This is a genomic window from Ignavibacteriales bacterium (genome assembly GCA_016709155.1).
Classification (GTDB): Bacteria; Bacteroidota; Ignavibacteria; order Ignavibacteriales; family Ignavibacteriaceae; genus JADJEI01.
In genome coordinates, this window is sequence record JADJEI010000001.1 from 123079 (window position 1) to 135330 (window position 12252).

19 protein-coding genes and 3 pseudogenes are annotated in these 12252 nt (G+C 34.2%); all 22 read left to right on the plus strand.

The window, feature by feature from the left end:
• The first annotated feature begins 838 nt into the window (after positions 1 to 838).
• The 22 genes and pseudogenes from IPH11_00620 to IPH11_00725 all read left to right on the plus strand — a co-directional run bounded on the left by IPH11_00620 (position 839) and on the right by IPH11_00725 (position 12181).
• The gene (locus IPH11_00620; protein MBK6912243.1) at positions 839 to 1180 is read left to right on the plus strand and encodes a hypothetical protein; all 342 of its coding nucleotides are present in this window, start codon (positions 839 to 841) and stop codon (positions 1178 to 1180) included.
• A 25-nt stretch (positions 1181 to 1205) separates the two neighbouring features.
• Positions 1206 to 1502: a hypothetical protein gene (locus IPH11_00625; GenBank protein MBK6912244.1), complete on the plus strand. Its 297-nt coding sequence runs from the start codon at positions 1206 to 1208 to the stop codon at positions 1500 to 1502.
• A gap of 101 nt (positions 1503 to 1603) precedes the next feature.
• Positions 1604 to 2392, plus strand: coding sequence for an ImmA/IrrE family metallo-endopeptidase (locus tag IPH11_00630; protein ID MBK6912245.1), 789 nt, complete (start codon positions 1604 to 1606; stop codon positions 2390 to 2392).
• 519 nt (positions 2393 to 2911) lie between these two features.
• Positions 2912 to 3142, plus strand: coding sequence for a DUF1902 domain-containing protein (locus IPH11_00635; protein MBK6912246.1), 231 nt, complete (start codon positions 2912 to 2914; stop codon positions 3140 to 3142).
• Between the two features lie 17 nt (positions 3143 to 3159).
• Positions 3160 to 3383, plus strand: a pseudogene (locus tag IPH11_00640) (type II toxin-antitoxin system HicA family toxin).
• Positions 3384 to 3632: 249 nt separating this feature from the next.
• Positions 3633 to 3812 (plus strand): hypothetical protein, encoded by a 180-nt coding sequence (locus IPH11_00645; GenBank protein ID MBK6912247.1) that lies wholly within the window; start codon positions 3633 to 3635, stop codon positions 3810 to 3812.
• Positions 3813 to 4026: 214 nt separating this feature from the next.
• Positions 4027 to 4323 (plus strand): hypothetical protein, encoded by a 297-nt coding sequence (locus IPH11_00650; protein ID MBK6912248.1) that lies wholly within the window; start codon positions 4027 to 4029, stop codon positions 4321 to 4323.
• Positions 4301 to 4918, plus strand: a complete 618-nt coding sequence (locus IPH11_00655) for a nucleotidyl transferase AbiEii/AbiGii toxin family protein (GenBank protein MBK6912249.1) — start codon at positions 4301 to 4303, stop codon at positions 4916 to 4918. The genes IPH11_00650 and IPH11_00655 overlap by 23 nt, the downstream gene beginning before the upstream one ends.
• 429 nt (positions 4919 to 5347) lie before the next feature.
• Positions 5348 to 5527: a hypothetical protein gene (locus IPH11_00660; GenBank protein MBK6912250.1), complete on the plus strand. Its 180-nt coding sequence runs from the start codon at positions 5348 to 5350 to the stop codon at positions 5525 to 5527.
• Positions 5528 to 5827: 300 nt separating this feature from the next.
• Positions 5828 to 6142 (plus strand): hypothetical protein, encoded by a 315-nt coding sequence (locus IPH11_00665; protein MBK6912251.1) that lies wholly within the window; start codon positions 5828 to 5830, stop codon positions 6140 to 6142.
• Entirely contained in the window at positions 6123 to 6749 is a 627-nt protein-coding gene (locus IPH11_00670; protein ID MBK6912252.1) for a nucleotidyl transferase AbiEii/AbiGii toxin family protein, read from the plus strand. The genes IPH11_00665 and IPH11_00670 overlap by 20 nt, the downstream gene beginning before the upstream one ends.
• A gap of 402 nt (positions 6750 to 7151) precedes the next feature.
• On the plus strand, positions 7152 to 7364 hold the full coding sequence (locus IPH11_00675; protein MBK6912253.1) for a hypothetical protein: 213 nt from the start codon (positions 7152 to 7154) through the stop codon (positions 7362 to 7364).
• Positions 7351 to 7649: pseudogene (locus IPH11_00680) on the plus strand (type II toxin-antitoxin system PemK/MazF family toxin). The gene IPH11_00675 and the pseudogene IPH11_00680 overlap by 14 nt, the downstream one beginning before the upstream one ends.
• A 450-nt stretch (positions 7650 to 8099) precedes the next feature.
• Positions 8100 to 8327 carry a hypothetical protein gene (locus tag IPH11_00685; protein MBK6912254.1) on the plus strand — a complete coding sequence of 76 codons (228 nt, stop codon included), beginning with the start codon at positions 8100 to 8102 and terminating at the stop codon, positions 8325 to 8327.
• A 316-nt stretch (positions 8328 to 8643) separates the two neighbouring features.
• The gene (locus IPH11_00690) at positions 8644 to 8847 is read left to right on the plus strand and encodes an addiction module protein (protein MBK6912255.1); all 204 of its coding nucleotides are present in this window, start codon (positions 8644 to 8646) and stop codon (positions 8845 to 8847) included.
• Complete coding sequence (locus IPH11_00695; GenBank protein ID MBK6912256.1) at positions 8837 to 9133, plus strand: type II toxin-antitoxin system RelE/ParE family toxin; 297 nt, start codon at positions 8837 to 8839, stop codon at positions 9131 to 9133. The genes IPH11_00690 and IPH11_00695 overlap by 11 nt, the downstream gene beginning before the upstream one ends.
• 608 nt (positions 9134 to 9741) lie before the next feature.
• Positions 9742 to 9996, plus strand: coding sequence for a type II toxin-antitoxin system HicA family toxin (locus IPH11_00700; GenBank protein MBK6912257.1), 255 nt, complete (start codon positions 9742 to 9744; stop codon positions 9994 to 9996).
• Positions 9993 to 10217, plus strand: coding sequence for a type II toxin-antitoxin system HicB family antitoxin (locus IPH11_00705; protein ID MBK6912258.1), 225 nt, complete (start codon positions 9993 to 9995; stop codon positions 10215 to 10217). Before IPH11_00700 ends, IPH11_00705 begins: the two co-directional genes overlap by 4 nt.
• Positions 10218 to 10690: 473 nt before the next feature.
• Positions 10691 to 10897: a hypothetical protein gene (locus tag IPH11_00710; protein ID MBK6912259.1), complete on the plus strand. Its 207-nt coding sequence runs from the start codon at positions 10691 to 10693 to the stop codon at positions 10895 to 10897.
• Positions 10898 to 11115: 218 nt separating this feature from the next.
• Positions 11116 to 11361, plus strand: a complete 246-nt coding sequence (locus IPH11_00715) for a type II toxin-antitoxin system RelE/ParE family toxin (protein MBK6912260.1) — start codon at positions 11116 to 11118, stop codon at positions 11359 to 11361.
• Positions 11362 to 11375: 14 nt separating this feature from the next.
• Positions 11376 to 11582, plus strand: coding sequence for a type II toxin-antitoxin system Phd/YefM family antitoxin (locus tag IPH11_00720; protein ID MBK6912261.1), 207 nt, complete (start codon positions 11376 to 11378; stop codon positions 11580 to 11582).
• A 256-nt stretch (positions 11583 to 11838) separates the two neighbouring features.
• Positions 11839 to 12181 (plus strand): annotated as a pseudogene (locus IPH11_00725) (four helix bundle protein).
• Positions 12182 to 12252 lie beyond the last annotated feature (71 nt).

Below are 12252 nucleotides of genomic sequence, written 5' to 3' on the forward strand. Positions count from 1 at the left end.
CTCATAACCGAAATGGACAGACAGTTAGTGTCAATGTTTTTCCATTCTTGCTACGAATTTGAAGAATAATAACGAATTATGAAATAAGTTGTAAGTGTGATGATGGGTATGTTAAAAAATAACAAAATGTTTTCTTATCGTCTACGTGTAAGACCATGTCGATAAATGGGAAATTATATTTCTAAGTTCCTACATACAAAGGAAGCCCACCAGGAGATATTAATTCATTTTTTGATTTACATTTGCTTTATTAAAGTGGCACATTGAGGTCAAAACATCAAAGGACTGTCTTATAGTCAATTATTTTCAGCCAGACAGGTTGCACGGGATCAAGTCCAGTTTTGTATTCAGAACAGAAATTTTAGACACCTTATATTGAAAAGACCTGATAAAAAGGATGAAAAATGGATTTACAAAATTAATCGTTGAATAATTTTTATAATTTTTCGTAAAACTGTGTTTCTTAACCGAATTAATGATTAGAAGACAAATTATTCTTATCATATATTCAAATGATTATCAATATTAAGGCATTGAATTTTGTTCACTAGATATTTTTATAGACTTATAATTATTTCAAAAGAATGGGGATGTAATTGATTGATCCGTATGAAGAATCGATAAAAATAATCGAGGAAACGTTGCCTAATAAATCCCAACTGAAAGACTGGGTGGGGGTCGTTAAGATAAATGGCTCAAATACTATGGAAAAGATAGATTTGAAAGACATCTTACTGCCGAAGATATAATTAGTGAATTTGCAGAAAGAGTATTAGTGAAGAGCCGGGTCTGGAATCGAGAAAAGTGCCCGAATTTTAATGATTTTGCTTTTTCATCTATGACAAGTATTATAGAAGGATTGGTAGCCTCAAGAAGGGTAGTTGAATCGGATCCTGAAATTACATTACCTGACGAAGATGAGGCAGGCAATCGAAGTGCTTTTAATAGTTACGCAACAGAAAAAAATTATATCTTTACTGATTTTGAGAATAAGGAAGAACTAGATAACATGAACAAGATACTAACAGGAGATCCCAACAATCCTGATGATGATTGCGGACTTGTTTTCCTTTTATGGCGGGAAGGACAAACAAATAAAGAAATCGCTGAATACTTTAATAACGATGTTGCCAAAGTTGCAAATATAAAAAAACGTATTCTTTACAAACTTAAAACTTAATAATCTAATTAATACCGGAGGTTTTGTGCACACGGGCAAAAAAGATTTTGACGCCCTGTTAAATTTTTGTCTTTTTTCGGATTTCGAAGACGAGGCTCAGCTTAATAGATATCTCGAAGAGCAAAATTTAGATATCAATTCTATATCAGAAAACTTAACTAAAATTTTTAGACAAAAAAAAGCTGATTACCTTCTAAAACAAGGTGAAACATTTAAAGAAAATTACCTGAGGCAAATTAACAAGGATTATTTGCAGCAGTCTGATAACGAGATATTCCCTATCTCAGATAAAAATTTAGCCAATGGCGTACCGCAAAGCTAGTCTAGAGGAGAATAATGATTCGCCGAATGATGAAAATCAGCTTGACAAATTGAATGCTGTTAAAAAGCGAAAAATTCTTTAAATAATCCCCCACCTGCCGAATGAATAATGAACCCGAACACAAAGCCGAATTAGTAATTACAAAATATTGTATTACTTCACCGAAGCAGCTGGATCTTGAAAAAATAGCTAATGCTGAATACATAATTGTTGAGGAAACAGCGGCTGCAGCATACGCGGGGAATATCGTTTTCAGTGACGGATTTGGACTTATTAGAATAAACAATTCTAATTCATTGTCCGGGCAAAAACGCTTTACGCTCGCTCACGAACTCGGGCATTATTTTAGTGAAAGAAACAGTACACTTAGAAAATTTAACTGCACTGCAAAAGATTTTATGAGTTTCAGCTTCGGGAATTTGTTTGAACAAAAAGCTAATCAATTCGCTGCAGAATTGCTTATGCATAAACCGTGGTTTACAGAATTCACGAGGAAACTTGAAATAAATAGGCAGGTAATAAAGGATATTGCGGATTATTTTGGAGTTACGTTGAGTGCCGCTGCATTAAGATATTCCCTGATAGGTAAATATCCAATTGCTGTAATTATGAGCAGTAAAGAAAATCCAAAAGATAAATATGGAAAAGTAATTTGGAGCTCTATCAATGAATACTTTCCTTTGAAATGGATACCCAATGGTCTGGAAGTGAGCAAAGATTCACCTGCTTCAGATTTCTTTAAGGGTAATGCGATGCAGGAGGGTGAAGATCTTGTCCCTGCCTCAGCCTGGTTTTCTCAGGATTATAATTGTGATAATTCTTATTTCCGGGAAGAAAATCTTGCAATGCCGAATTATAATTCAGTACTAACAATATTATGGACTCAGTAGAAATAGGAGATTGGAGGTTGGAGATTGGATGAGGGAGATTGCCCTTCGATGGTGGCAATGCCACCACTCAGTGTGACAGAGAAACCTATGAGGTTTTGCCCTGTAACCCTGGAGGTTTTTTGTGAACTCACCCCTCGGAACGGACGGGAGTCCTTTCCCTACATTTTGATTGTGAATGGCTTTGCATTAAATTTTAAAAGTCCTCTCCTTTGGAGAGGATTTTCCCGAAGGGATTCCTATGGAAAGGTGAGGCGGTTTCATAGTTCAATTAGTAAACGAGAGTATTTAGAATTAGACAAAAACATTCAATATTTTTACAAAAAAATTATTTTGGACAAATATGATGAATTAACTAAAGAAACGAATTGGTGAATTAAAGAATTGAGGATTTGACGTATTAAAGAAATAATTGAGAATTCAATTATTCCGAAGATTAAATAAGTAAAGGAATTGAAATCAATAACGCTATTTCCAATTTAGCTTAATGGTTGTTAAATTAAACATAAAAATTAAATGAACATGGAAAAAATTATTAATATTCACATCGAAAAACTGCCTGAAGGATATTTCCTTGCAACTTCAGATGAAGTACAAGGATTAGTCGCACAGGGTAGAACTATTTCCGAAACAATTGAAATTGCCCGTGATATAGTAAAAAAATTATATGAAGCCGGACGAGAGGATATTCAAACGGATAAATTGATTGATCCTGCTTTCAAATTTGATTACCCTATTATCATTGGAATTTAATTTAAGGATTGTTAAAGGTGGGAAGATTAGCAGGATACAAGTACCGGGAGATTGTAAAAATTCTAAAGAAATTTGAGTTCGAGTTTTATCGCCAAGCTGCAGGAAGCCACGAAATTTGGTACTCTCAAAAGAAAAAAAATATACAACAATCCCAAACCATTCCGGTGATATGCCGGAAGGTACATTAAGAGCCATATTAAAACAAGCCGACATTTCTTTAGAAGAATTTTTATCTGTTTAAAATCGGATGATGCTAAATTCTAATTCCACCGGGCAGGCAGTGCGGGGTTTACCCCCCTTGAATATTATATTATTCAACCGGACAAGCCTGTGGGAGAAAGTAAATATTAAGAATCAGAATACAGAGTCAGAAGTCAGAAATCAGAAATTGGGAATTATGCCATAGGCATCCCTTTGGGAGAGATCGCAAACACTTTATAATTTATAATTTAGAATTTAGAACACTTCATAGTTTATAATTGACATTGGGATGAGGGAGGTCGCACTTCGACCCCGCTCTGCGGGGCAAGCATTCTCATCCTTCGACCCCGCTCTGCGGGGCGAGCATTCTCATCCTTCGACCCCGCTCTGCGGGGCAAGCATTCTCATCCTTCAACTGGGTCCACATAGTAGCAGGCAGGATGACGGGAGTCCGTTCCCTACAGTTTGATTGTGAATGGCTTTGCATCGAATTTGAAAAGTCCTCTCCTTTGGAGAGGATTTAGGATTCCTATGGAAAGGTGAGGCGTTTTTATGTTTCCATAAGCATAATTTTTTTAATAGATTTAAATATTAAAATAATTGTATTTAATCAAAACCATTTTAGTAATTCTGATTTTTATAAATCAAATATCCTGCTGCAATGTATAATCAAAAGTAAAGCGATGGAAAAAACAGAACACACACCTGAAATGAAAGATTTTATAAAAGAGCACAGCTATCTTTGGTGGTGGGTGCCGGAAGATAAAAAGGAATTTTTAAGCCTGGATTCTATTGTAGAAGCAATTTTAAATTATGGGTATGTAAAAGATATTAAAAAGCTTTTTGAGATTGCTGGAATTGAGAAAGTATCCGGAACATTCTTTAAACATATTGCCGGAATGAGACCCAACTATAGCAAAAAAACTATCAACTTCTTTAACATCTATTTCCAAAGACATGCACAAAGAAATTTTAACTGAAAATCAACTTAAACTATTATCCTTATTAAAGGATTTTTCTAATGACTATATTTTAGTGGGCGGTACTGCAATTGCTCTGTACCTGGGACATAGATACTCAATTGATTTTGATCTATTTACCTCGAAAGTTATCAAAAGAAAAAGCATTAAAAATTATCTGATTAAAAACGGACATAGCTTAAATCAATTAATAAAAGAAGAAGCAGATCAAATACATTTTATGGTCAATGATGTAAAAATTACTTTTTTTCAATACCCTTTTAGCATAAATGAAACAGTTGATTTTGAAAGTATTATAAAAATACCAACACTGATTAATCTTGCAGCAATGAAAGCATTTGCTTTAGGCGGCAGAGGGAAATGGAAGGATTATGTTGATATTTATTTTTTATTAAAAGATCATTTTTCATTAGACGATATAATCAAAAGAGCCGAAGGATTATTCGGAAATGTTTTTAACGATAAACTTTTTAGAGAACAGCTTACTTATTTTGAAGATATAAATTATGATGAGGAAGTGATCTATTTGAATACACCAATTGATAATGATGTAATAAAAAAATTCTTAATTGATGCTGCAACAGAAAAGTTTTGAAGAGGATGAGGGAGGTGGGAAATTGGAAATTGGTGGTTGGAGGTTGGAGGTTGGAAATTGCACTTCGACTGGCTCCACATAGTGGCAGGCAGGATGACAGTTGGGAGACGGAAGGTTAGAGGACAGAAATTAAGAATTAAGAATTAAAAATTAAGAATTATAAATTATGCCATAGGCATCCCTTTGGGAGAAAGTAAATATTAAGAATCAGAATACAGAGTCAGAAGTCAGAAGTCAGATATCAGAAATTGAAAATTGAAAATTGTAAATTCTGCATAGGCAGCCCTTTGGGAGAGATTGCAAACACTTTATAATTTATCCCGTTATAATCGGGATGAGACATAATTTAGAATTTAGAATTTAGAATTTAGAATTTAGAATTTAGAATTTAGAATTTAGAACACTTCATAGTTTATAATTGACATTGGGATGAGGGAGGTCCCACTTCGACCCCGCTCTGCGGGGCAAGCATTCTCATCCTTCGACCCCGCTCTGCGGGGCAAGCATTCTCATCCTTCGACCCCGCTCTGCGGGGCAAGCATTCTCACCCTTCGACAAGCTCCACATAGTGGCAGGCAGGATGACGGGAGTCCGTTCCCTACATTTTGATGGTGAATGGCTTTGCATTAAATTTAAAAGTCCTCTCCTTTGGAGAGGATTTTCCCGAAGGGATTCCTATGGAAAGGTGAGGCTTTTTTTTTATTTCCTTAACCATATTTTTTTTAATAAATTTACTTTAAACTTTTTGAAGTTAATGATATCCATTTAGAGTGTATAGTTTAACTCGAAGTGATGCCTTTGGTAAAATTTTTAATCGTTAACATTATGAAGTTTTCTTTTGCGGATATAATTTTGAACAGATAATTAGTTTTAATAGACTTAAAGAAACAGTTGCTAATTAAAAGCGCGATGAAGAAATTAAACATCTACCCCGGATATGCTAATTCTTCGGGAATTGGAATGAATCAGAATATTATAATTGAGCATACTTTGCGCTACGAGGATATTACTCCCATAAAAGAAATCATTAAAAAATTTGGCTTAGAAAAGTGTAAAAGTGTTTGGGAGAGAACACTAATTCCTGATAAACGGCTCGAAAAACTAAATTATTTTCTCGCCAGATTTATCTTTAATATTTCCGATGATGATGACACTATCAAAAAATATTTATTGCTGCATAATAAGAGTAGAATTGAAAGGATAAATGAAATTCTTAACCGATAATACTTTATCACTTTTCAACGAACTTTCCTGTTATGAATTTCTAAACGGTTTCACTTTCGTCGGTGGAAGTGCTGCCGCGTATTATTTAAGTCATCGGTTATCTGAGGATCTGGATTTTTTTACCTGGGGGAAAAAACTTCCTCTTGAAACGGATGGTTTAATCAATCGAATTTCCGAAAACCGTGAATTGTCAATTGCGAATAGATCGGAGACTTATCTCGACATTTTCATTGACGGCATTAAAGTCACTTTCTTTGCTAATGATTGGCAGGCACTTAAAGAAAACAGAATTAAAATCACTAATCATATTTACGCTGCAGACCTGCCATTGCTCTGTGCAATGAAGATTAATACTCTCTCGCTCAGAGCAAAATTCAGAGATTATTATGATCTCTATGTAATGAATAAAGAAAAATTCAGTATTGAGGACATTTTCAATCTCGCAGTTAAATTTTTACCGGGTATTACAAAAAAAGTATTCGCTATGCAGCTTACTTATATAGGCGATATAGAGGATGAAAGCATTGCGCACCTATCTCCTAAATACAATGTGTCTCTGGTTCAAATTCAAAAACATTTTGAAGAACAAATTAGAACCATACTCTGATTATAAATAATAGTAAATTACTAAGAAGTGATGGCAATGCCAGCAGGCAGGGGGACAGGTGTGGGGTTTGGGAAGAGTGGAGGTTAGAGAGCAGGGGACAGAAATTAAGAATTAAGAATTAAAAATTAAGAATTATGCCATAGTCATCCATTTGGGAGAAATTGTAAATTGGAAATTATGCCATAGGCATCCCTTTGGGAGAAAGTAAATATTAAGAATCAGAATACAGAGATCAGAAGTCAGATATCAGAAGTCAGATATCAGAAGTCAGATATCAGAAGTCAGATATCAGAAATTGGAAATTGTAAATTCTGCCCTAGGCATCCCCTTGGGAGAAATTACATACTTACCTGCCTAAAACAGGTTAGAAATTTTATTTATTAATATTTATATATAAAGACTATGGAAACAAAAGAAATAATAAAGCAAATAGTTAAATTGCCGATTGAAGACAGATTAGTGGTTATTGAAAAAGCTCTTAAATCTATCCGCGAAAAAAATACTAAGGGAAAATTAGGTAAAGCTGTTGCTGAATTACTACACGAATATAAATCTAACATAGAGTTAACAGTTTTTACCGAAATTGATTTTGAGAACTTTTATGAAGCAAGGTGATTTATGGCTTATCAATCTTGATCCTACAGTAGGAGCTGAAATTGAAAAAACCAGACCGGCTGTAATTGTAAATGAAGACATATTGGGCAGGCTGCCGTTTAAATCATTGTACCCGTTACAGACTGGAAAGATAGTTATAAAATTGCACCGTGGATGATAAAAATAAAACCAGATAGCCTTAATAATCTTAAAAAAGTTTCTGCTGCGGATTGCTTCCAGGTTAGATCAATTTCTGAGCAAAGATTTGTAAAGTACCTTGGTAAAGTTGATGAAGATATTTTATAGCTAATAAAATACGGACTTGCAAAGGTATTTTCAATTGACATCTAATTTTTTTATATCATTTAAGATTTATTCCGTCGAGCCGGGTTTTGAAGAGGAATTTAATCGAAAAGGATTGGACGATTGAATGAATGCACAGAAAAGGATATACTTCTTTCATTCAACCAATCACATAAATCAGTCATTCTATTGCTTTCATTCAGTCAATCTATTTATTATTAAACATACTTTTGAATTGTGAAACTTAAACAAATAAAATATTTTAGTTTCTTCCCCTAGCTGGGAATATTTTTCGTCCTACTTACGGGCAGAGGGGGCTACAATTAGAAATTTACAATTACAAATTATGCCATAGGCATCGCTTTGGGAGAAATTGCAAACACTTTATAATTTATAATTTAGAATTTAGAATTTAGAATTTAGAACACTTCATAGTTTATAATTGACATTGGGATGAGGGAGGTCGCACTTCGACCCCGCTCTGCGGGGCGAGCATTCTCATCCTTCGACCCCGTTCTGCGGGGCAAGCATTCTCATCCTTCGACCCCGTTCTGCGGGGCAAGCATTCTCATCCTTCGACAGGCTCAGGATGACAGGAGTCCTTCGATGGTATTGGTACTGAGGATGACGGGAGTTCGTTCCCTACAGTTTGATTGTGAATGGCTTTGCATTGAATTTTAAAAGTCCTCTCCTTTGGAGAGGATTTTCCCGAAGGGATTCCTATGGAAAGGTGAGGCTTTTTTTTTATTTCCTTAACCATAATTTTTTTAATAAATTCATTTTGAAATTATTGAAGTTAATGATATCAATTTAGGATGTAAAATGAACAATGTAGAATTGATGATTAACTACAGAGTGATCGCTTTGGCATAGGTTGAAATTGGTTTTAATGGATCAACCTATATGTGCTGTAAAAAAATAAAAGAGTTTTAATAGTCAACCAATTAACATCACTGAATAATTTAATATTTTCATAAATGAAGTGGAGAGAATTATTATGGATACTATGCTCTTAGAAAAAGCCTTGAATTTACCGCCAAATGAACGCGTAATGTTTGCAGAATTAATACTTGCAAGTTTGGAACGTGAAGATGATGAAGTTCGTTTAGCCTGGCAAAATGAAGTGAATGAACGAATTAAAGCAGTTAATCAAGGGAAAGCAAAATTATTAGATTTTGACGCTTTGTTCAATGCAAGTTAAGATTCATGAGCTGGCAGTGAAGGAATTAGAGGAAGCAATTGAATGGTATGAACTTCAAGCGAAGGGAGTGGGAAAAAAATTTAAAGAATCTGTATTAATGCAGATAAAAAAAATAAAAAAGTACCCTAACTGGTATCTACTAGAATCAGATGAGATTTACAAAGCATATATCCCAAAATTTCCTTATAAGATTCTCTTCACAATTGAAAAAAATAAAAATATTACAATTTGGGCTTTGTCTCATTTACATAGAAAACCCTTGTATTGGCAGAAAAGAATAACTTAAGGACTTAATTTACGCATTCAGCAAACTGCTGGCATTGCCGGAAGGCAGGATGAGGAAGTCCTTCGTCAGGCTCAGGATGACAGGTGGGAAATTGCACTTCGACTGGCTCCACATAGTAGCAGGCAGGATGACAGAGAAACCTCCGAGGTTTTGCCCTGTAACCTTGGAGGTTTTTTGTGAACTCACCCCTGCCCCTCTTTCCCGCAAATGAGATATACGTTCCGGGGGCGGGATCTACGACTTTGTAAGAGAGGGGTATCGGATTTGATGAAATCACAAAACGCGGTACAGGCAAGCGGGGAAATCTGAAGGAGTTTAATAATGATATCGAACTCATTGAAGGAGACATAAGAAGTTTTCATATTAACCATCAAGCTGTTTAGGGCATTGATGTGACTCTGCATTAAGCGCATTACTATCTGCTTCTCCCGGTGGATTACAGATGAGTATTTCAGATAGTTAAAAAAATTACTTACTTTTGTTTCAGCAAAAACAGTACTGTATTCAAAATTGATTTTATGTAAAGCTAAACGAAAGCAAGTATAATTATCTTTTAATTAAAATAATTTGAATGATACATTTTTTTTGATCCATTTAATCTAAAAAAAATGAATAAAAAAAAACTTTTAAAGAAAATCTTAACGAATAAACAAAATGTTTCTTTTAGTGATTTTAAAAACTTAATTGAGGCATTTGGATTTAGAATGGACAGAATTAATGGAAGTCATCATATCTTCGTACACCCTTTTGTAAAAGAATTGATTAATATCCAGAATATTAAGGGGCAGGTTAAACCTTACCAAATTAATCAGTTTTTAACTCTCGTTGAAAAACATAATTTATCTTTAAAGGAAAAAGAATGAAAGATTATCACATTAACATATTTTATAGCGAAGAGGATAAGGGATATATCGCAGACATCCCCGATCTTAAGAACTGTTCTGCATTCGGCAATACACCCGATGAAGCATTAACAAATGTTTTAAAGGCAAAACAGTCATGGCTGCTTTCGGCTAAAGAAAATAAAATTATAATACCGAAACCAAAATATTCGCCTGCTATCTATCATACCATTACCCCATAATGAATTGACGGTTTAGGAAAGAGATCCGGAACGGACGGGAGGCATTCGGAACGTACGGGAGTCCGTTCCCTACGTTTTGATTCTTCAATAAATTGTAGCAGTTGCCGTTGATATACATGTTTGTCTGTCATTCCCGTGAAAACGGGAATCTATGCAGCTAAACGCAATGGCAGATCGGTGACAATATTAAATGACAAAATCTGAACAATTGAAAATGTTAATGTGCTTGCTGAATGAATTGGATTTGTTGGATACCTGGTAATGCCACACAGGAATGACACATAAGGCTTGACTTATGGGACAACCTCTTGTTGTTTTTATATTATTCAATTCATTTTACCGTGAAGTGAACTCACCCCTACCCCTCTTTCCCGCAAATGAGATATACGTTCCGGGGGCGGGATTTTTGTCCCGCAGACGAGATGGTTAATATGGGGGCGGGATCTTCTTATAAAGAGAGGGAATTTCATTTATTGAGATTTAAAAAACAGGTGGAACAGGCAAGCCGTGTTCCCTACATTTTAATGCTTGCAAAAATTGTTGTAGGGGAAGGGCTTGCCCTTCCCGATGTTTTGATACAAAGCGTTCGGAACGGACGGGAGTCCGCTCCCTACAGTTTGATTGTGAATGGCTTTGCAATGAATTTTAAAAGTCCTCTCCTTTGGAGAGGATTTAGGTGAGGCGGTTTTATTTTTATAACTATAATTTTTTTAATAAATTCATTTTGAAATTTTTGAATTTATTTCTTTAGCTATTCGGGCAGAATTTTAATTTACTGCACTGAATTCACGGATTTACGGAAGAATGAAGGATTGGATGATTGAATGATTGTCTGTCCATTTGAGTGTTATTAGAAATAAAATGAGAGAAAAAAGAATTAAGAGTAATAGAACAATCATTGAAATACATCATTGAATTTAAAAGTACCGCTCTAAAAGATTTACATAAAATAAACAATTCGGATGCCAGGAAACTGTTAGTCAAAATTGCGATTTTAGAAAATGGAATGAAAGGTGATATTAAAAAATTGACCAATTACACTCCTGAATATAGACTGCGATCAGGAGACTACCGAGTATTGTTTGAAATTATTGAAAACAAAATAATTATTTATAGAATAAAACACAGAAAAGATGCTTACTAATGAAAGGTATGAATATGGAACTGGAACCCCAAATAATTAAAAAAGATGGTGAAAATGAATTTGTTGTTTTACCGTACAATGACTATCTAAAAATAAAACAGGCATTGGAAGATTATGAGGACCTAATAGATTTAAGAAAAGCGAAAAACGAAACTATTAACGAACCCGGAATTCCATTTAAAGATGTCAAAGAATTACTCAAAACTAATAATCTGATTTAAGTACCATTTGTGCATGGGTAAATTTATTGATTTATAAATTAACGGATTAACTTCAAATTGGAAATTGGAAATTATGCCATAGGCATCCCTTTGGGAGAAATTGGAAATTATAAATTGGAAATTGTAAATTAGAAATTATGCCATAGGCATCCCTTTGGGAGAAAGTAAGAATTAGAAATTGTAAATTATAAATTATGCCATAGGAATCCCTTTGGGAGAAAGTAAGAATTAGAAATTAGAAATTGATGATTGAACTATGGACGAAGGATTAGGAAACAGATTATTTGATTTTGCAGTTAGAATCATAAAATTTTGTAGAGCATTACCGAGAGGAAAGAATATGAAATTCCATTAAATACCAACTTATTAAATCTTTTCTTCCAGTGGCGCAAATTATGAGGAAGCTCAAGGGCAATATCAAAACCAGATTTTTATAATAAAATTAACATTCTCTAAAAGAAATGCGTGAATCGAACTACTGGTTAAGAATTATTTTTGAGATTAGCGAAGTTGATAATCAATTGAAATATTTACTCAAGGAATCAGAAGAATTAAAAAAAATTCTTGGTGCTATATATTCCAAATCGGCAAAGAAATAATGGATTCAATTAGAAATTAAGAATTAGAAATTAGAAATTGAATTGCAAATAATTAAGAATTTATAATTTAT